Annotated in this window: 14 protein-coding genes and 2 tRNA genes; 5 read left to right on the top strand and 11 right to left on the bottom strand. The window is 61.3% G+C overall.

Features of this window, described 5'->3' with window-relative positions; translation table 11 throughout:
• The first annotated feature begins 21 nt into the window (after nucleotides 1-21).
• Both BLS60_RS13485 and BLS60_RS13480 read left to right on the top strand, forming a co-directional pair.
• Nucleotides 22-1,287, top strand: a complete 1,266-nt coding sequence (locus BLS60_RS13485) for an Hsp70 family protein (RefSeq protein WP_092368862.1) — start codon at nucleotides 22-24, stop codon at nucleotides 1,285-1,287.
• A gap of 70 nt (nucleotides 1,288-1,357) precedes the next feature.
• On the top strand, nucleotides 1,358-2,083 hold the full coding sequence (locus BLS60_RS13480) for a class I SAM-dependent methyltransferase (RefSeq protein WP_092368859.1): 726 nt from the start codon (nucleotides 1,358-1,360) through the stop codon (nucleotides 2,081-2,083).
• A gap of 148 nt (nucleotides 2,084-2,231) precedes the next feature.
• On the opposite strand, the gene BLS60_RS13475 is transcribed toward BLS60_RS13480, so the two are convergent.
• Nucleotides 2,232-4,559, bottom strand: coding sequence for a YgiQ family radical SAM protein (locus BLS60_RS13475; RefSeq protein WP_092368961.1), 2,328 nt, complete (start codon nucleotides 4,557-4,559; stop codon nucleotides 2,232-2,234).
• A 249-nt stretch (nucleotides 4,560-4,808) separates the two neighbouring features.
• Between BLS60_RS13475 and BLS60_RS13470 the strand changes: the two genes are divergently transcribed.
• Nucleotides 4,809-6,620, top strand: a complete 1,812-nt coding sequence (locus tag BLS60_RS13470; protein WP_244153415.1) for a diguanylate cyclase domain-containing protein — start codon at nucleotides 4,809-4,811, stop codon at nucleotides 6,618-6,620.
• A 6-nt stretch (nucleotides 6,621-6,626) separates the two neighbouring features.
• On the opposite strand, the gene dnaB is transcribed toward BLS60_RS13470, so the two are convergent.
• The 7 genes from dnaB to rnr form a co-directional block, all read right to left on the bottom strand.
• Nucleotides 6,627-8,021 (bottom strand): replicative DNA helicase, encoded by a 1,395-nt coding sequence (gene dnaB, locus BLS60_RS13465; protein WP_070880838.1) that lies wholly within the window; start codon nucleotides 8,019-8,021, stop codon nucleotides 6,627-6,629.
• A 155-nt stretch (nucleotides 8,022-8,176) separates the two neighbouring features.
• Nucleotides 8,177-8,623: a 50S ribosomal protein L9 gene (gene rplI / locus BLS60_RS13460; RefSeq protein WP_070880839.1), complete on the bottom strand. Its 447-nt coding sequence runs from the start codon at nucleotides 8,621-8,623 to the stop codon at nucleotides 8,177-8,179.
• A 21-nt stretch (nucleotides 8,624-8,644) separates the two neighbouring features.
• Nucleotides 8,645-9,538, bottom strand: coding sequence for a YybS family protein (locus BLS60_RS13455; protein WP_070880840.1), 894 nt, complete (start codon nucleotides 9,536-9,538; stop codon nucleotides 8,645-8,647).
• A 36-nt stretch (nucleotides 9,539-9,574) separates the two neighbouring features.
• Entirely contained in the window at nucleotides 9,575-9,805 is a 231-nt protein-coding gene (rpsR, locus tag BLS60_RS13450; RefSeq protein WP_003246847.1) for a 30S ribosomal protein S18, read from the bottom strand.
• A gap of 28 nt (nucleotides 9,806-9,833) precedes the next feature.
• On the bottom strand, nucleotides 9,834-10,256 hold the full coding sequence (gene rpsF / locus BLS60_RS13445; RefSeq protein WP_070880841.1) for a 30S ribosomal protein S6: 423 nt from the start codon (nucleotides 10,254-10,256) through the stop codon (nucleotides 9,834-9,836).
• A 254-nt stretch (nucleotides 10,257-10,510) separates the two neighbouring features.
• Nucleotides 10,511-11,260: a 23S rRNA (guanosine(2251)-2'-O)-methyltransferase RlmB gene (gene rlmB / locus BLS60_RS13440; protein WP_070880842.1), complete on the bottom strand. Its 750-nt coding sequence runs from the start codon at nucleotides 11,258-11,260 to the stop codon at nucleotides 10,511-10,513.
• Nucleotides 11,257-13,752 (bottom strand): ribonuclease R, encoded by a 2,496-nt coding sequence (gene rnr, locus BLS60_RS13435; RefSeq protein ID WP_092368856.1) that lies wholly within the window; start codon nucleotides 13,750-13,752, stop codon nucleotides 11,257-11,259. Before rnr ends, rlmB begins: the two co-directional genes overlap by 4 nt.
• Before the next feature lie 202 nt (nucleotides 13,753-13,954).
• Here rnr and BLS60_RS13430 point away from each other — a divergent pair.
• Both BLS60_RS13430 and BLS60_RS13425 read left to right on the top strand, forming a co-directional pair.
• Nucleotides 13,955-14,041: transfer RNA gene (locus BLS60_RS13430), tRNA-Leu, on the top strand.
• A gap of 83 nt (nucleotides 14,042-14,124) precedes the next feature.
• Nucleotides 14,125-14,211, top strand: a tRNA-Leu gene (locus BLS60_RS13425).
• A gap of 103 nt (nucleotides 14,212-14,314) precedes the next feature.
• Here the strand turns inward: BLS60_RS13425 and BLS60_RS21990 are convergent.
• From BLS60_RS21990 to BLS60_RS13410, 3 genes are all read right to left on the bottom strand, one after another.
• Nucleotides 14,315-16,249 carry a methyl-accepting chemotaxis protein gene (locus tag BLS60_RS21990; protein ID WP_092368853.1) on the bottom strand — a complete coding sequence of 645 codons (1,935 nt, stop codon included), beginning with the start codon at nucleotides 16,247-16,249 and terminating at the stop codon, nucleotides 14,315-14,317.
• Between the two features lie 191 nt (nucleotides 16,250-16,440).
• Nucleotides 16,441-17,730 carry an adenylosuccinate synthase gene (locus tag BLS60_RS13415; RefSeq protein WP_092368851.1) on the bottom strand — a complete coding sequence of 430 codons (1,290 nt, stop codon included), beginning with the start codon at nucleotides 17,728-17,730 and terminating at the stop codon, nucleotides 16,441-16,443.
• Between the two features lie 80 nt (nucleotides 17,731-17,810).
• The gene (locus BLS60_RS13410) at nucleotides 17,811-18,995 is read right to left on the bottom strand and encodes an ATP phosphoribosyltransferase regulatory subunit (protein WP_070880846.1); all 1,185 of its coding nucleotides are present in this window, start codon (nucleotides 18,993-18,995) and stop codon (nucleotides 17,811-17,813) included.
• Nucleotides 18,996-19,157: the final 162 nt, after the last annotated feature.

The raw sequence follows: 19,157 nt of genomic DNA, 5'->3' as shown, positions 1-19,157 counted from the left end.
TTTTTCAGGAGCCGCGCGTCCATGTCCATTTCCACCCCTGCCCGCGCCTGCGGTATCGACTTCGGCACCTCCAACTCCACGGTTGGTTGGCTGCGCCCGGGTGGCGAAACGCTGATCCCGCTGGAAGACGGCAAGATCACCCTGCCTTCGGTGGTGTTCTTCAACCTCGAAGAGCGCCGCCCGGTCTATGGCCGCCTGGCCCTGCACGAATACCTGGAAGGCTACGAGGGGCGCCTGATGCGCTCCCTGAAGAGCCTGCTCGGCTCCAAGCTGCTGAAAAGCGAAACCGCAGTGATGGGCAGTGCGCTGCCGTTCAAGGATTTGCTGGGCTTTTTCATTGGCGAACTGAAAAAGCGTGCCGAAGCAGTTGCCGAGCGGCCGTTCGACGCCGTGGTGCTGGGCCGCCCGGTATTCTTCGTGGATGACGACCCGCAGGCTGACCAGGAAGCCGAGAACACCTTGATTGCCGTGGCGCAGAAGCTCGGTTTCAAAGACGTTTCCTTCCAATACGAACCGATTGCCGCGGCTTTCGATTATGAGTCCACCATCGAGCGCGAAGAGCTGGTGCTGATCGTCGATATCGGCGGCGGTACCTCGGACTTCTCCCTGGTACGCCTGGCGCCCGAGCGCCGTCAGCAGGCCGACCGGCAGGACGACATTCTGGCCACCGGCGGGGTGCATATCGGCGGCACCGACTTCGACAAGCAGCTCAGCCTGCAAGGCGTGATGCCGCTGTTCGGCTATGGCAGCCGGATGAAGAGCGAAGCGCTGATGCCGACCAGCTTCCACCTCAACCTGGCGACCTGGCACACCATCAACGTGGTCTATTCCGCCGCCTCGCAGCGGGCGCTGCAGAACATGCGCTACGACATCGTCGACCCCACGGGTATCGACCGGCTGTTCCGCCTGATCGAGCAGCGTGCCGGCCACTGGCTGGCGATGCAGGTAGAAGAGAGCAAGATCGCCCTGACCGAGCATCACCAGCACCCTATCGACCTGCAGCGCATCGAGGCCGGCCTGGTCGCCGAGCTGACCCGCGCATTGTTCGAAGAGAGCATCGCGCCACTGCTCGAGCGAATTCGCGGCAGCGTCACCGGGCTACTGAGCGACGCCGGAGTCAGGCTGGAACAGGTCGACACGGTATTCTTCACTGGCGGCTCCAGTGGCGTGCCGGCGCTGCGCCAGAGCGTGGCCGCCTTGCTGCCCAACGCGCGCCACGTTGAAGGCAACACGTTCGGCAGTATCGGCAGCGGGCTGGCCATCGAGGCGAAGAAACGTTACGGCTGATGTCGACCAGATCAGGACAAGGGATCGCGGCTGCTTTATATTCGCGATCTCGGTCCATGGAAGGTCAGCTGTGCATACCCTCGAACGTATCTACCCGTTGAAGATGGACGACAGGCTGGCCGCCGACCAGGCGACGCTTGACCTGCATATGCAGCGCTACGCGTTTGCCAGCCGCTCACTGCAGGGCCCGCGCGTACTCGACATGGCCTGTGGCTGCGGCTACGGCAGTGCGCTGCTGGCCGAACAACACCCGGACAAGCAGATCACCGGCGTTGATATCGACCCGGAGGCGATCGCCTATGCCCAGGCCAACTATCAGTTCGCCAACCTGCGCTACGTGTGCGCGAACGCGGAAACCTACACTGATGCCGAAGGCTTCGACAGCATCGTCAGTCTGGAAACCATCGAGCACTTGCCCAACCCGGTTCGCCTGATCGCCAACTACGCGAGCCTGCTGGCCAAGGGCGGTCGCATTATCGCCTCGGTGCCGACCACGCCGACCCTGGACGGCAACCCCCATCACCTGCATGACTTCAGCCCGCGCAGTTTCTTCAGGCTATTCAGTCGCCACAGCCTGAAGCCGAGGGAGCACTTCGAGCAGATCCAGCGCTGGGAATTTTCCGGGTTGTTCAAGAAGCCCCGGGAAAAGGCCCGTCAGCATCGCTCGGAAGGCGTCGGCAACGCGGTGCTGGCCTACTACCGCCAGCACCCGCTGTATCTGTTCAAGCGACTGTTCGCGATCCTCCGCTATGGCCCGAGCAATCGCTATCTGACCTGCATATTCAGCGCCGACTGAGCCTGCGCGACCGCAAAAAAAGCGGCAGCAGCCTTTCGTAGGGTGGACGACGCTTCACCCGTCCGCCGCTCTGCGATCGCAATGGTGGATGAAAAAGCGTCATCCACCCTACGGGGTGAGCGTCCGCTTGCGCCTTTAAGCCAACCGTTTAACGCGGCACAGCGGGCTTTTTCACCGGTTTTTTGCCCTTGCCCGCACCTGCGCGCTCACGAGCGGCTTGCTGGTTACGCGCTTCAGCGGCGGCCTTGGCCTGCTCGCGCTTGTCCCAGGGTTTGCTGCCGTCACTGCCACGCGGCGGCAGGCCGGTGTGCTGGGTGAGGATGCGCCCAGCGGCAGGCTTGCCGCCGCCATTGCCGGCGACTTTCTTGCTGCCGGCCGGCGTGGAGTTCTTGCGACGGGCGCTCTGGTACTCGTCGGTCTTCGGCTGGTAGGTGGGAATCAGCTGCTGCTTGCCATCACCGATCAAGTCACCACGGCCCATGCGCAACAGAGCCTCGCGCAGCATCGGCCAGCCCTTCGGATCGTGATAACGCAGGAACGCCTTGTGCAGGCGACGCTGCTCCTCGCTCTTGACGATGTTCACGCCGTCGCTCTTGTAGGTGACCTTGCGCAGCGGGTTCTTGCCCGAGTGGTACATGGCAGTGGCGGTGGCCATCGGCGACGGGTAGAAGGCCTGCACCTGATCCGCGCGGAAGCCGTTGCCCTTGAGCCACAGAGCCAGGTTCATCATGTCTTCATCGGTGGTGCCCGGGTGGGCGGCGATGAAGTACGGGATCAGGTACTGCTCCTTGCCCGCTTCCTTGGAGTACTTCTCGAACATGCGCTTGAACTTGTCGTAGCTGCCAATGCCCGGTTTCATCATCTGGTTGAGCGGACCTTCCTCGGTGTGTTCCGGGGCGATCTTCAGGTAGCCGCCAACGTGGTGGGTGACCAGCTCTTTGACATATTCCGGCGACTCAACAGCCAGGTCGTAGCGCAGGCCGGAGGCGATGAGGATCTTCTTCACGCCCGGCAAGGCGCGAGCGCTGCGATACAGCTGGATCAGCGAGGAGTGATCAGTGTTCAGGTTCGGGCAGATGCCGGGGAACACGCAGGACGGCTTGCGGCACGCGGATTCGATTTCCGAGCTCTTGCAGGCGATGCGGTACATGTTCGCGGTCGGGCCACCGAGGTCGGAGATCACGCCGGTGAAGCCCGGCACCTTGTCACGGATCTCTTCGATCTCGCGAATGATCGACTCTTCGGAACGGTTCTGGATGATGCGGCCTTCGTGCTCGGTGATCGAGCAGAAGGTACAGCCGCCGAAGCAGCCACGCATGATGTTCACCGAGAAACGGATCATGTCGTAGGCCGGGATTTTTTCCTTGCCATACGCCGGATGCGGAACGCGGGCATACGGCATGCCGAACACGTAGTCCATCTCTTCGGTGGTCATCGGGATGGGTGGCGGGTTGAACCACACGTCGATCTCGCCATGCTTCTGCACCAGCGCACGGGCGTTGCCCGGGTTGGTTTCCAGGTGCAGCACGCGGTTGGCGTGGGCGTACAGAACCGGGTCGTTGCGCACCTTTTCCATCGAAGGCAGACGGATCACCGTCTTGTCGCGGGTCATCCTCGGGCTGGCGAGGATCTGCACGACCTTGGCTTCGTTGGGGTCCTCGACGTTGCCTGGGCCGGCCGCACCCTTTTCCTGCTCGATGGCGCAGACCTGGGTGTCCTGGGTATTGACGTACGGGTTGATGATCTTGTCGATCTTGCCCGGACGGTCGATGCGCGTGGAGTCGACTTCGTACCAGTCCTTCGGCGTGTCGCGGCGAATAAACGCGGTGCCGCGTACGTCGGTGATGTCTTCGACCTTCTGACCATAGGACAGGCGCTGGGCCACTTCGACGATGGCGCGCTCGGCGTTGCCGTAGAGCAGGATGTCGGCGCTGGCGTCGATCAGAATCGAATTGCGCACGCGGTCCTGCCAGTAATCGTAATGGGCGATGCGGCGCAGCGAGGCCTCGATGCCACCGAGCACGATCGGCACGTGCTTGTAGGCTTCCTTGCAGCGCTGGCTGTAGACCAGGCTGGCGCGGTCCGGGCGCTTGCCGGCCAGGCCGCCAGGCGTGTAGGCATCGTCAGAGCGGATCTTCTTGTCCGCGGTATAGCGGTTGATCATCGAATCCATGTTGCCGGCCGCGACACCAAAGAACAGGTTCGGCTCGCCAAGCTTCATGAAGTCGTCTTTGGATGTCCAATCCGGCTGAGCGATGATCCCGACGCGGAAGCCCTGGGACTCCAGCAGCCGGCCAATGATCGCCATGCCGAACGAGGGATGATCGACATAGGCATCACCGGTGACGATGATGATGTCGCAGGAATCCCAGCCGAGCTGATCCATCTCCTCCCTGCTCATCGGCAGGAACGGCGCAGGACCGAAACACTCGGCCCAATATTTTGGATAGTCGAACAGCGGCTTGGCGGCTTGCATGGTGATAACCGATTTATTCAGGGATTTCACGGGGCGCGGAATATAGCACAAATTTTAACCAAACCCGACCGTGTCGCTGGGCTAATCCATCGGCCGGAGCCTTAATCCGACGGTATGCAATATGCACGCGCGTACGTCATCAAACGCACGCCCGCTGGGTATACTCTTGCCCACAACATGACCGCCAGGCGCCGACCGCCAAGGAGTCTCCGCTTGCAGCGGCTAGCCATTTTCCTGATCTCGCTGTGCATGCTTTCCGGGCTGACCCTTGCTGCCCGGGCTGATGTCATTACCCTCGATGCCAACAGCAGCGGCCGAGCACTCAATCCGCACATCGAATTGCTCGAAGACCCCGGCGCGAGGTTGAGCATCGATGACATGGCCGATCCTGCGGTGCAACAGCGCTTCGTTCCAGCGCAGGGCAAGGGCAGCGTCGGCCAGAGCCCCAACCCCTGGTGGATCAAGGTTACCCTGCAGGCCCGCGAGCCTTCGCCAGGCGCCTGGTGGCTGGAGGTTGCGGCGGTCAGCCTGCTCGACCTGCAACTGTTCCTGCCTGACGGCAAACAGGGCTGGAGCCAGCGCCGGTCGGGCGAAGCGGTGGCCTTCGACGAAGGCCGCGACCACGCCCACCGCCGGCTGCTATTCCAGCTGCCGGCGCTTGGCGAGCAACCGCTGACCTTCTACCTGCGGAGCTATGACCCTGCGGGTAACTCCTTCCCGCTGAAGGTCTGGCAACTCAACGACCTGAACGAGCTGGCGGCCAACGAGAATCTCTGGCTCGGCGTGATATACGGGGTGATCACTGCCCTGCTGCTGTACAACCTGTTCATCTTTCTCGCCCTGCGCGATTCGGCGTACTTCTGGTACGTGGTCACTACCACCGGGGCTCTGCTGATGATCCTCGGCATGACCGGGCATGGCTTCCAGTACCTGTGGCCGAATGCAGCTGTGCCGTTCTGGCTGGACCGCATCAGCCTGCCAGCACTCTGGGGCTTCGGCGCTTGTCGCTTTACCCAGACGCTACTGCAAACACGCCGACACGTACCATGGGCCCATCACTTGCTGACCATCAGTTGCGCGCTGTACGTCGTCGCCGTGATCGCCGATGTGCTTGGGTACCGCGCGGTGGGTGCATGGATATTTGTACTGTTGTCATTCACCGCCATTCCGTCTGCCATCTGGGCGTCGCTGGTGCGCTGGCGTCAGGGCTATTTCCCGGCGTGCCTGTATTTTTGCGGTTACGGAATGATCCTGGCCAGCATCAACCTGCTGCTGTTGCGCGCCACTGGCATAGTCCAGCCCGCGTCCTGGAGCACCTATGTATTTCCCATTGCAGTCGCCGCCGAGTCGATCCTGTTCTCTTTCGCTCTGGCATATCGCATCCAGTTGCTGAAGAACCAGCGTGCCGAAGCACTGCTGCAAGCCGATCAGGAAAAAACCGCACGCCTGGCACATGTGCAGGCCAGCGCCAACGAACTGCAGCGGGCAGTGGAAAAACGCACGGCGGAACTCAAGGCGACCAACTTGCAGCTATCACAGCGCGAGCAGGAACTGCATCACGCTGCGTTCCACGATGCGCTGACCGAGCTGCCAAACCGCCGCCACTTGATCGAGCAGTTCGAGCGTGCAGCGCGCGAAGCCAGCCAGACAGAGGAAACGCTGGCTCTACTGCTGATCGATCTCGATCACTTCAAACCGATCAACGACAGACACGGCCACGACGCCGGTGACTTGATGCTGCAGCAAATCGGCAGGCGGATACGGGAGCATGTGCGTACCACCGACACAGTGGCGCGGCTCGGCGGCGACGAATTTGCGGTATTGATCGAGGGCGCAGATGCGCAGGAGTATGCGCACGATATTGCAGGCCGCTTGCTCACCGAGCTGGCCAGACCCGTCGCCTACGCCGAACACGCATTGACGGTGAGCATCAGTATCGGCGTGGCGTTCTATCCCCAGCACGCCGGGCAGTTTGCCGGCCTCTACAAGGCGGCCGACCAGGCGCTTTACCAGGCCAAGGCGGCCGGTCGCTCAGGCACAGCGGTATACGGCGAGGCGTAGGCCGGGTTATTCGTCTTCGAACTGGTAGCTGCCCGGCGCCAGGTTTTCGAAGCGCGAGTATTTACCCAGAAATGCCAGGCGCGCGGTGCCCAGCGGGCCGTTACGCTGTTTGCCGATGATGATCTCGGCGACGCCCTTGTACTCGGTTTCGGGGTGGTACACCTCGTCGCGGTACACGAACATGATGATGTCGGCGTCCTGCTCGATCGCCCCGGATTCACGCAAGTCGGAGTTGATCGGGCGCTTGTTGGGCCGCTGTTCGAGGCCGCGGTTGAGCTGCGATAGCGCGATCACCGGGCAGTTGAATTCCTTTGCCAGAGCCTTGAGCGAGCGCGAAATTTCGGAAATCTCGTTCACCCGGCTGTCGCCGCTCGAACCGGGAATCTGCATCAGCTGCAGGTAGTCGACCATGATCAGGCCGATCTCCCCGTGCTCACGGGCCAGACGGCGCGAGCGCGCACGCATCTCCGACGGTGAGATACCGGCGGTGTCATCGATGAACAACTTGCGGTCATTGAGCAGGTTGACCGCCGAGGTCAGTCGCGGCCAATCGTCGTCATCGAGGCGGCCGGCACGCACCTTGGTCTGGTCGATACGCCCCAGTGACGCGAGCATACGAATCACGATGGATTCCGAGGGCATCTCCAGGGAATACACCAAGATCGACTTGTCGCTGCGCATCAGCGCGTTTTCCACCAGGTTCATGGCGAACGTGGTCTTACCCATCGACGGGCGCCCGGCGACGATGACCAGGTCGGCAGGCTGCAGGCCACTGGTCAGGTCATCCAGATCGGAGAAGCCAGTCGATAGACCGGTAATCGCGTCGCCGTTATTGAACAGCTCGTCGATGCGGTCGATGGCTTTGACCAAGATGTCGTTGATGCCCACCGGACCACCGGTCTTCGGCCGCGCCTCGGCGATCTGAAAGATCAGACGCTCGGCCTCATCAAGGATTTCCTCGCCGGTACGGCCTTCTGGCGCATAGGCGCTGTCGGCAATGTCGTTGCTGATGCCGATCAGTTTGCGCAGCGTGGCCCGCTCACGAATGATCTGCGCATAGGCCTTGATATTGGCCACCGACGGCGTGTTCTTCGCCAACTCGCCCAGGTAGGCCATGCCGCCGACCTGGGATAATTGACCTTCCTTGTCCAGCTGTTCGGAGAGGGTCACCACGTCGAACGGCTGGTTGCGCTCAGCCAGCTTGTGGATGGCGCGGAAGACCAGGCGGTGATCGTGGCGGTAGAAATCGCCATCGGACACCTGATCGAGCACCCGCTCCCATGCGTTGTTATCGAGCATCAGGCCTCCGAGCACCGACTGCTCGGCCTCTATCGAGTGCGGCGGCACTTTCAGCGCAGAGGTTTGCAGGTCGTACTGTTCGGTGATGCTGATGTCGTTCATGAGAGCCTGGAAAATATGCGTGCGTTGGAAAACAAAAGGCACGGCATCGCTTTCGCAATGCCGTGCCCGATGTTAGCGGGAACGCACCTGAGTGCAAGCCCGCTGAGCAGCGCGATTAGAGCCTTACTGCGATCCAGTAGATCGCAGACAGGTTCTTAGGCGGCTACTACGACTACTTTGACAGTCGCTTCGACATCGCTGTGCAGGTGCACGGCTACGTCGTATTCGCCAACCTGGCGAATGGTACCGTTCGGCAGACGAACTTCAGCTTTGGCCACTTCAACGCCGGAGGCGGTCAGGGCGTCAGCGATGTCGTGAGTACCGATGGAACCGAACAGCTTGCCTTCATCGCCCGCAGTAGCGGTGATGGTGACTTCCAGCTCGGCCAGCTGAGCAGCGCGAGTTTCAGCCGAGGCTTTACGGTCAGCAGCTGCTTTTTCCAGATCAGCGCGACGTGCTTCGAAAGCAGCAACGTTGGCTTCGGTGGCAGCAGTGGCTTTGCCTTGCGGCAGCAGGAAGTTACGGCCGTAACCGGCTTTAACGTTCACTTTATCGCCCAGGTTGCCCAGGTTGGCGATTTTTTCCAGCAGGATGACTTCCATTTGGGTGTTACCTCTTAACTTTTAACCTTCACCGTTGGCGGGACCCGAACCGGGCTTGTCCGCCAGACGACCACGAAAATCAAACAGACTGTCGACGATGGCTAACACCACCAGCAAGGGAAAGATCAATTGCAGGAACAGCAGCAGCGTTATGTACAACCCGACCAGCCAGAACTTCGACAGTCGGCCCTTGGCTACCAGCCCGTGCAACAGGGCAATAGCCGCGAACACCAGCGGAACACTGCACAACGGCGTCAGCATCGCCATCTCGATACCCAGACTGGGCCCGAGCAGCATGCCGACCAGCAGTAACATCGCCAGCATCGGCGGAAATCTCAGCTCACGAAACTCGGAACCGAAACCTCCAGGGTTGTACAACGTCGCTTGCCAGAACCGCCCAAGCATCAGGCTTAGCAAACTGACCACCTGCAGCAGAGCTGCCAGCAATCCGGTTAACACCGGTGCAATGAGACCTTGGAGACGCGCCTGATCATCCACCGACATCTGTTGGTGAACGCCATCGAACATTTGCGGCAGCAGCTTGTTCAGCTCCTGCGCCATGGCTTCGATAGGCTCGCGGAACGTCGACCCCAATACCAGTCCATACACCAGGCCCAGCGCGATGCTGAACAACAGCACCCGCCTCCAGGACTGATTGGCGCGCAGTACACACGCCAACCCCAGCGCGCCCAGCAACACCAACAAGGTGCGCGGTTCGCCGAAGTACCACCAGCCAATGGCCGGCAGCAACGCCCAGACGAGGATGCCAGCGGCATCACTCAGGCCACGCCGCAGAAGCACCAGGCATCCTGCGGCAGCACTCAACCAGAACAGCAGCGGCAATGCCGCAGAACCGACCACTACCAGAGTGGCCTGCATACGGCCGCGCATAATGAATTCTGCCAAGGCGCGCATGCGGTTTATCCCTTACTACTTGTCGATCGTCTGATCTTATCGGCCGTGGCTGTCGGTGTAGGGCAGCAGGGCCAGGAAGCGGGCGCGCTTGATAGCGGTAGCCAGCTGACGCTGATAACGAGCCTTGGTACCGGTGATACGGCTAGGAACGATTTTGCCGGTTTCCGAGATGTAGGCTTTCAGGGTGTTGAGATCTTTGAAATCGATCTCTTTCACGTCTTCAGCGGTGAAACGGCAGAATTTACGACGACGGAAGAAACGTGCCATGGGATTGGCTCCTCAATAGATCCGGTGATTACTCGTCAGCGTTGTCGCTGTCGTTGTTGTCGCTGTCATCGCCGTCGTTGGACTCGGCGTTTTCAGGACGTTCACGACGCTCACGGCGCTCACTGCGGTTTTCTTCGGCCTTGAGCATCTCGGATTGGCCAGTAACGGCTTCTTCACGACGGACGACAAGGTTACGGATCACGGCATCGTTGTAGCGGAAGTTGTCTTCCAGCTCGGCCAGGGCCTTGCCGCTGCACTCAACGTTCAGCATCACGTAGTGAGCCTTGTGAACATTGTTGATTGCGTAGGCCAGTTGACGACGGCCCCAATCTTCCAGACGGTGGATTTTGCCGCCGTCTTCTTCGATCAGCTTGGTGTAACGCTCGACCATGCCGCCGACTTGCTCGCTCTGGTCCGGGTGAACCAGAAAGATGATTTCGTAATGACGCATGAATGCTCCTTACGGGTTGTAGCCTGCCGCGAAATGCGGTCAGGCAAGGAGTGAATGACACTGTTGACTTGCTGAAACGAAGGGGCGCGAACGCACCTGCCGCGACGGCAAGGGGCGACATTCTAGAGAAGCCCCCAAGCGCACGCAAGATGAACTGGTGATATTTTGAACAATGAAGCGCTACTCCCCTGCAGCGCTGGTGCATTGCAGGGGGAGCCCTGGGCTTGATGATCGACGTCGCGCCGACCAGCCCCTCAGCGCTTGGCCGAACGCCGCTGGCGCAGCGCTTCGAACAGGCAGATACCAGTGGCCACCGACACGTTGAGGCTGCTGACGCTACCGGCCATGGGCAGCTTGACCAGGTAATCACAATGCTCACGCGTCAGGCGACGCATGCCCTTGCCTTCAGCCCCCATGATCAGCACCGTTGGGCCGGTCATGTCCTGCTGAAACAGCTCCTGCTCAGCCTCGCCAGCAGTACCGACGATCCACAGGCCACGCTGCTGAAGCTTTTCCAGGCTACGCGCCAGGTTGGTGACCGCCACCAGAGGAATCACCTCAGCAGCGCCACACGCGACTTTGCGCACCACCGGCGTCAAGGTTGCGGACTTGTCCTTGGGCACGATCACGGCGAGCGCACCCGCCGCATCGGCGGTACGCAGGCAGGCACCGAGATTGTGCGGGTCGGTCACGCCATCGAGCACTAAGAGCAACGGCGGGCCTTCACAGCGGTCGAGCAGCTCTTCGAGCATTGCCTCGCCCCACACCTGGCTTGGGCTGACGTCAGCCACAACGCCCTGATGCACGCCCTCGACCCACGCATCCATCTCGCGACGCTCGCACTGACCGACGGCAACACGTGCCTGGCCGGCTAACTCGAGCAGCGGCTGAACGCGCGGATCACTGCGACCATCAGCCAGCCAGATCTGCTTCACACGCTTGGGGTGATGACGCAACAGCGCTTCCACGGCATGCAGGCCGTAGATCTTTTCCAGCTGACTCATGATTTAGCCTTGCTCTTCGACGGCCCCTTGCGGTGCCGGCTTGGCTTGCCGGCCTTGTCCGCTGGCTTGCCGGCACCCTTGCCTGACGACTTGGAATCGGCGAGCAGCGCCTTCTTCACGTCACGACTCTTCTGCACATCGGTGTTGCTGGCCGAACCACCACGCGAACTCTTGCCGCCACGGCTATCTTTGCCACCATCACGGCGCTTGGCCCGCGGAGCTGACGCCTGATCGGCACCCTCAGCCATTTCGAAATCGATCTTGCGCTCGTCCAGGTCGACACGCATGACCTTCACCGACACGCTGTCGCCCAGGCGGAAGTTGCGCCCACTGCGTTCACCGGCCAGGCGATGGTGCACAGGATCGAAATGGTAGTAATCGCCCGGCAGCGCCGTGACGTGCACCAGGCCTTCGACATAGATGTCTTTGAGTTCGACGAACAAACCAAAGCCAGTCACCGCAGTGATCACGCCTGGGAAGGTTTCGCCAACGCGATCCTTCATGAACTCGCACTTGAGCCAGTTGACCACGTCACGGGTGGCCTCGTCGGCACGCCGCTCGGACATCGAGCACTGCTCACCGAGCTGCTCGAGAATCGCCTCATCGTACGGATAGATGCGCGCTTTGGGCATGCTGACCGCACCGGCACGCTGAACGTGTGGTGTGTCCTGCTTGGAACGGATCACACTGCGGATCGCACGGTGGATCAGCAGATCCGGATAACGACGAATCGGCGAGGTAAAGTGTGCGTACGCGTCGTAATTCAGACCGAAGTGGCCTTGGTTATCAGCGCTGTACACCGCCTGACTGAGGGAGCGCAGCATCACGGTCTGGATCAGGTGATAGTCGTCACGGCCACGAATGCTTTCCAGCAACGCCTGATAATCCTTGGGCGAAGGACCATCCTTGGACTTGCCGCGATGCAGCGACAAACCCAGCTCGGTCAGGAACGCCTTTAGTTTCTCCAGGCGCTCAGGCGGCGGACCGTCATGCACGCGGTACAGCGCAGGAATGCCGTGCTTCTGCATGAACGCAGCGGTGGCCACGTTGGCCGCCAGCATGCATTCCTCGATCAGCTTGTGGGCATCATTGCGCTGAGTCGGACGGATTTCCGCAATCTTGCGACCGGAACCGAAGATGATGCGGGTTTCCTGGGTCTCGAAATCAATCGCGCCACGCTCATGACGCGCCGCTAGCAGCACCTGATACAGCGAGTACAGTTGATTGAGGTGCGGCAGCACCTCCTTGTATTCACTGCGCAGGGCCTTGCCTTCGCTGCTCTTGGGCTGCTCGAGCATGGCACTGACCTTGTTATAGGTCAGGCGCGCGTGGGAGTGGATCACCGCTTCGTAGAACTTATAGTCAGCCATCTTGCCGGTCTTGGAGATGGTGATTTCACACACCATGGCCAGACGGTCGACCTTCGGGTTCAGCGAGCACAGGCCGTTCGACAGCTCTTCCGGCAGCATCGGGATGACCCGCTCCGGGAAGTACACCGAGTTGCCGCGCACCTGCGCTTCGGCATCCAGCGCCGAGCCGACTTTCACGTAATGCGATACATCGGCGATGGCGACATACAGCTTCCAGCCGCCGGAGAACAGGCGCCAGTTGCTGCCGTTCTTCTCGCAGTACACCGCATCGTCGAAATCGCGCGCATCTTCACCGTCGATGGTGACGAAGGGGATATGCCGCATGTCGACGCGGTTTTCCTTGTCCTTCTCCTCGACCTCCGGCTTGAGCTTGCGTGCTTCCTTGACCACGGCCTCGGGCCAAACATGCGGAATGTCGTAGCTGCGCAGCGCCACGTCGATTTCCATGCCCGGCGCCATATAGTTGCCGACCACTTCGGTCACGTCGCCCTGGGGCTGGAAACGCGGCGTCGGCCAATGGGTGATCGCCACTTCGACGAACTGGCCCTGCTTGGCACCGCCATTGCGACCGGCGGTAATCAGCACTTCCTGCTGGATCTTCGGGTTGTCAGGGATCACGAAGCCGATACCGCTCTCTTCGTAATAACGGCCGACAATGGTCTCGTGCCCACGGGAAATCACTTCGACCACGGCGCCTTCGCGGCGACCACGGCGGTCGAGACCGGAAACCCGCGCCAGCGCGCGATCACCATCAAACACCAGGCGCATTTGTGCCGGGCTCAGGAACAGATCATCACTGCCGTCATCCGGCACCAGAAAACCGAAGCCATCACGATGACCGCTGACGCGGCCGAGGATCAGATCCAGCTTGTCCACCGGCGCATAGGTGCCACGGCGGGTGTAGATCAGCTGACCGTCACGCTCCATGGCGCGCAGCCGGCGGCGCAGCGCTTCGGCTTGTTCTTCGGTGGTCAGCCCGAACTCGTCGAGCAGCTCTTCCCGGTTGGCGGGCGAGCCGCGTTCAGCCAGGTGCTGCAAAATCAGCTCACGGCTTGGAATAGGGTTGTCATACTTTTCCGCTTCACGAGCGGCCTCGGGATCGAGGGATTGCCAATCGGCCATTAGAACCTGTTCACCTTATCTATTAGAGTCGGTTTTGCCATGTGTCTATTGAAGCGCGAAAGCGCCCTTCGGGTCAGCTTTCCGCGCGAATAATTTTTCGCCGCCAGGGGTTTACAAGGTAAAAGCACGACCGTATAGTTCGCGCCCACAGCGTCGAGGAGACGTTGTAACACGGAATAGATGAGCAATCATCCGTTTCAGTGCCCAGGTGGCGGAATTGGTAGACGCGCTGGTTTCAGGTATCAGTGACCGCAAGGTCGTGGAAGTTCGAGTCTTCTCCTGGGCACCAAATTTCGTGAAGTAGCTTGATAACCTACTTTGCAAATAACGGACGTAATGATCCGTACCGGCAACGGTGAACATTACTGCAGTGCCCAGGTGGCGGAATTGGTAGACGCGCTGGTTTCAGGTATCAGTGACCGCAAGGTCGTGGAAGTTCGAGTCTTCTCCTGGGCACCAAATTCAAAAAACCGAGCCAATGGCTCGGTTTTTTATTGCCTGCTGAAAAGTGATCGGCAAACGAGACCGGCAATTGCCGATCTCTCTCGCCAGCGATTCCCGGTCAGACCTTGAACTGCCCGAGGCTGGCTTTCAATTGCCCCGCCAGCCCATCCAGCACACGCCCGCTATTGGCCGTCGCAGCCACCGCCTCGGCCGCACGCTGGGCCTCGACGTGAATCACCTCGACTCGCCCACGCACCGCATTGGCGCCCTCGGCCTGGTGAGCGGCAGCCTGGGTCGCTGCGTTGATCGCCCCATGAACCTCTTCCACCGAGCGCTGCACCGTCTGCTGAATGCGCGCGCTCTCACGTAGCGCCGCCAGCCCCTGATCAGCCTGCTGACCTGCCTGCCCGATTGCGTCGACCGCCTCGCGAGCGCCCTGCTGCAGAGCAACGATATGTGACTGGATGTCGCCAGTCGATTGCTGGGTCTTGCTGGCCAGTGCGCGCACCTCATCGGCAACCACTGCAAAGCCACGACCACTCTCGCCAGCACGTGCCGCCTCGATGGCGGCATTGAGCGCCAATAGATTGGTCTGCTCGGCGATGGAACGAATGACGGTCAGCACCACCTCGATCTGCTCGCTCTGCTCCGCCAGCCGTTCGATCACCGCTGAACCGGCCTCGACACGCTGAACAAGCTCATCAATGGAGGCGCCGACCCGGTTGGCAATGGTGGCGTTTTCCTGGGCCGCCTGGCGAATCGCCTCGACGCGCTGCAAGGCTTCCTGCATGGCACGACTTTCCGATTGCGCCTCATCGGCCATCGCCGCCAACGCCTGCAGGCTGGCCGCCACTTCATCACGCTGCCGCTTGGCCGCCGACTCGGCGGCCGCACTGCGCGCTGTCAACGCGCTGATTTCCTGGCCGGTACGCACCGCGACATCACCCGCCTCGCGCACGATGGGTTGCAATTTGGCAACGAACCGATTGACTGCCGAGGCCATCTCGCCAACTTCGTCCCGGCTGTCGATCTGGATACGCCGGGTCAGATCGCCCTCGCCTGCCGCCAGGTCATCAAGGGCAGCGATCAGGGTGCGCAAGCGGACTACCACGCGGCGCCCCAACACAATCGCCAGAACCAACAATACAACCAGGCCGACCACCGCCAATCCCAAACCAATGCGCCAGCGCAGATTGGAAGCGGCTGCGTCGACCGCAGCACTGGTGTTCGCCGACATGCCTTGCGCAGCCTGCTGTGCCGCGGCCAGCCGTGCCGATAGTGCCGCAGCGCTTTCAGTGGACGCACCCGCCAGGCTATCAGCGACCAGCTGCCCGCCACTGGCCAGTAGCGCCTCGAAGCGTGAGTCGATGGCGGCAAGCTCGGCATCGATCGCCGCAGTGGACACGCCCATCAGCACTCTGCCGATTTCCACGCCACTGGGGTTGATACCGGCCTCCACGAAATACACCGTCGGGTCGTTTTTGGCTGCATCGATCACTTTGTCCAGCGCACGCTCACCGGCACCTTTGTCGAGCAGCACCTTGACCTGCTCGTTCTGCCGGTTGAGGTAACGGGTCAAGTGATTGCCCTCGGCGTCGTCATAAATGACGAACAGCACATTGGGATTACGTTGCGCACGCCGAGCGAACTCTGACAACGCGGGTATATCGGAATCCCAAATGGCTCGTGGCGCGACGGCAGCGAGCAACTGCGCCAGATCGTTGGCGGAATCCTTCAGGCTTTTCTCCAGGCTGGCACGCATTTGCACGCGCTCCTCGCCCAGTCGACTCGACAAGCCGGCGGAAAGGCTCTCGCGCGTGCGCGTCGAGAGGCTGCCCAGGCTGGCGGAGACGTCCCGATTGGCTTGTTCAAGCTCGCTGGAAAGACGGCTGGCATCACTGCCCAGCTGCCGCTCGAGGTCCATCACCAGCGCGTCTACCGTGCTGCGGGTCAAGCCCAGAACCAGCACCACCTGGACAAACAGCGCGACACCCAGCGCAATGAACACGGGCAGCAGCAAACGGCTTCGAAACAACGACAGAACAGCAACCACGGGTGAATCCTCCGACCGCCAGAGGAGCGGCGACTTCAAGGTAGGATCAAGACAAAGCAAGGCGCGTGCCGAATGGCGGCACATGGCCAGATTGCGCCCGATAACGAGCACCCGTCAAACGAAAAACGGGCCGCACAAGGGCGGCCCGCTTTCATCGTTTGCAGTCACGGCTCCAGGGGAGCCAGCACCTGTCAGGCGAACGGATGGCGTAACACGATGGTCTCGTTGCGGTCCGGCCCGGTGGAGATGATGTCGATTGGCGCACCAATCAGTTCTTCCACGCGCTTGATGTAGGCACGAGCGTTGGCCGGCAGCTCTTCCAGGGTTTTGGCACCCACGGTCGACTCGCTCCAGCCCGGCACTTCTTCATACACAGGCTGCAGACCGACGTAGCTATCAGCGTCGGTCGGCGCAACGGCGTTACCTTCTGCATCTTTATAACCGATACAGATGTTGATGGTTTCCAGGCCGTCGAGCACATCCAGCTTGGTCAGGCAGATGCCCGAGATGCTGTTGACGTCGATAGCGCGGCGCAGGATCACTGCATCGAACCAGCCACAACGACGGGCACGGCCAGTGGTGGCGCCGAATTCATGACCTTGCTTGGCCAGGTGCGCACCGACGTCGTCGAACAGCTCAGTCGGGAACGGACCCGAACCGACGCGAGTGGTGTAAGCCTTGGTGATGCCGAGGATGTAGTCCAGGAACATCGGGCCCACGCCCGAACCGGTCGCAACGCCGCCAGCGGTGGTGTTGGAGCTGGTCACGTAGGGGTAGGTGCCGTGGTCGATGTCGAGCAACGAGCCCTGAGCGCCTTCGAACATGATGTCCTTGCCGGCGCGACGCAGGTCGTGCAGCTCGGCGGTCACGTCGAGCATCAGCGGCTTGAGCAGCTCGGCGTAGGCCTTGCACTCGGCCAGGGTGGTTTCGAAGTCGATGGCCGGCTCTTTGTAGTAACCGACCAGCATGAAGTTGTGGTAATCCACCAGCTCACGCAGCTTGTCTTCAAAGCGCGGCATGTTGAGCAGGTCGCCCACACGCAAGCCACGACGTGCGACCTTATCTTCGTAGGCTGGGCCGATGCCGCGACCGGTAGTGCCGATCTTCAGTTCGCCACGGGCTTTTTCACGAGCCTGGTCCAGCGCCACGTGGAAGGACAGGATCAGCGGGCAGGACGGGCTGATACGCAGGCGCTCGCGCACCGGTACGCCTTTCTCTTCCAGCTTGGTGATCTCGCGCAGCAGGGCGTCAGGTGCAACCACCACGCCGTTGCCGATCAGGCACTGCACGCCTTCGCGCAGCACGCCCGAGGGAATCAGGTGCAGCACGGTCTTCTCACCGTCGATCACCAGGGTGTGACCGGCGTTGTGACCGCCCTGATAGCGCACTACGGCGGCAGCATGTTCGGTCAGCAGATCGACGATCTTGCCCTTGCCCTCATCACCCCACTGGGTGCCCAGGACGACGACATTCTTACCCATAACATTGGTCCTCTTCGCGCAAGCTTGAGCCGGTCACGGCCGGCGAAAGTAATTCAGAATAGACGACCACGGCGGTCGTCTCAGTCCAGCGCCAGCACTTGCCAGCGACCGTCACGCAATAACAATTGGCGATCACAGCGCGCTTGCGCAGCCTCGCCCAGCTCCTGCCCCGGCAACGCCTGCACCACGCGCTCACCATCGGCACGCAGACGGCGAACCGCCTGCCACAGGTAAACGTCATGGCTGTCCGGCGACCAGATGCCAGCCGGCTCTTCGCCAAGCGGCATATTGCCCAGCGTCACTAGCGTTTTCAGGTCGGTGGAGAAGCCGGTGGCAGGACGAGCGCGACCAAAGTCAGCGCCGATATCGTCATAGCGGCCGCCCTGGGCGATCGCTTGCCCAACAGCCGGCACGAACGCGGCGAACACCACACCGGTGTGGTAGTGATAACCGCGCAGCTCGCCCAGGTCGAAGTACAGCGGCAGCTCTGGATAGCGCAACTCCAGCGAATCGGCGATGGCCAGCAAATCATCCAGCGCGGCGTGCACGTCGTCCGGCGCATCGACCAGACAGGCTTGCGCCAGATCCAGCACATCACGCCCGCCGCACAGCTCGCCGAGCGCCCGCAGCATGCGCCGCAGCGCGTCCGGCAGGGCATCGGTCAATGCATCGATTTCGTCCATGGCCTTACGCTGCAGCGCGTCGAACAGCTGTTGCTCGACTTCCCCGGACAGCTCGGCGGCACGCGCCAGACCACGATAGATACCGACATGGCCGAGATCCATATGCACGTCCGGCACTTTGGCCAACTCGAGGGTATCGACCAGCAGGCTGATCACCTCGACGTCGCTGGCCGGGCTGGCATCGCCATACAACTCGGCGCCCAACTGAATCGGGCTGCGCGAGGTGGTCAATGCACGCGGTTGTGCATGCAGCACGCTGCCGGCGTAGCACAGGCGGCTCGGCCCTTCGCGACGCAGCGTATGCGCATCAATGCGTGCCACTTGCGGCGTGATGTCGGCACGAAAGCCCATCTGCCGGCCGGACAGTGGATCGGTCACCTTGAAGGTGCGCAGATCCAGGTCCTGACCGGCACCGGTCAGCAACGACTCCAGGTATTCGATATGCGGGGTTACCACGAATTCATAGCCCCAGCGCTGGAAAAGATCCAGCACCTGACGACGCGCGACTTCGATGCGCGCCGCTTCTGGAGGCAATACTTCTTCGATCCCATCTGGCAGCAGCCAGCGGTCTACGGTCGCCATTTCGCCATTTCCCTCTTGATTCGGGCGGCACAAGCCTTCAGTGAAGCGGATGGAAAGCCGAGCGCGGCAACAGGCCGGTCAGCTCCAGGAGCGGGCATCGATACGATCAGTGAATTGATTGCACGAAGCCCCCACGCCAGCGGCGCGGAAAGAGGCAAGGTC

The sequence above is a fragment of the Phytopseudomonas seleniipraecipitans genome, from assembly GCF_900102335.1.
Classification (GTDB): domain Bacteria; phylum Pseudomonadota; class Gammaproteobacteria; order Pseudomonadales; family Pseudomonadaceae; genus Aquipseudomonas; species Aquipseudomonas seleniipraecipitans.
Note: the sequence above shows the minus strand (reverse complement) of the source record. Positions and strands in the feature narration are given on the sequence as shown.

Excerpts from the sequence above, each read along its gene's own strand:
- BLS60_RS13485 (WP_092368862.1), top strand. The coding sequence starts at position 22 with ATGTCCATTTCCACCCCTGCCCGCGCCTGCGGTATCGACTTCGGCACC.
- dnaB (WP_070880838.1), bottom strand. The coding sequence starts at position 8,021 with ATGAACGACATCAGCATCACCGAACAGTACGACCTGCAAACCTCTGCG.
- rplI (WP_070880839.1), bottom strand. The coding sequence starts at position 8,623 with ATGGAAGTCATCCTGCTGGAAAAAATCGCCAACCTGGGCAACCTGGGC.
- BLS60_RS13455 (WP_070880840.1), bottom strand. The coding sequence starts at position 9,538 with ATGCGCGCCTTGGCAGAATTCATTATGCGCGGCCGTATGCAGGCCACT.
- BLS60_RS13470 (WP_244153415.1), top strand. The coding sequence starts at position 4,809 with ATGCTTTCCGGGCTGACCCTTGCTGCCCGGGCTGATGTCATTACCCTC.
- BLS60_RS13475 (WP_092368961.1), bottom strand. The coding sequence starts at position 4,559 with ATGCAAGCCGCCAAGCCGCTGTTCGACTATCCAAAATATTGGGCCGAG.
- BLS60_RS13410 (WP_070880846.1), bottom strand. The coding sequence starts at position 18,995 with ATGGCGACCGTAGACCGCTGGCTGCTGCCAGATGGGATCGAAGAAGTA.
- rnr (WP_092368856.1), bottom strand. The coding sequence starts at position 13,752 with ATGGCCGATTGGCAATCCCTCGATCCCGAGGCCGCTCGTGAAGCGGAA.
- BLS60_RS13415 (WP_092368851.1), bottom strand. The coding sequence starts at position 17,730 with ATGGGTAAGAATGTCGTCGTCCTGGGCACCCAGTGGGGTGATGAGGGC.
- rlmB (WP_070880842.1), bottom strand. The coding sequence starts at position 11,260 with ATGAGTCAGCTGGAAAAGATCTACGGCCTGCATGCCGTGGAAGCGCTG.
- rpsR (WP_003246847.1), bottom strand. The coding sequence starts at position 9,805 with ATGGCACGTTTCTTCCGTCGTCGTAAATTCTGCCGTTTCACCGCTGAA.
- rpsF (WP_070880841.1), bottom strand. The coding sequence starts at position 10,256 with ATGCGTCATTACGAAATCATCTTTCTGGTTCACCCGGACCAGAGCGAG.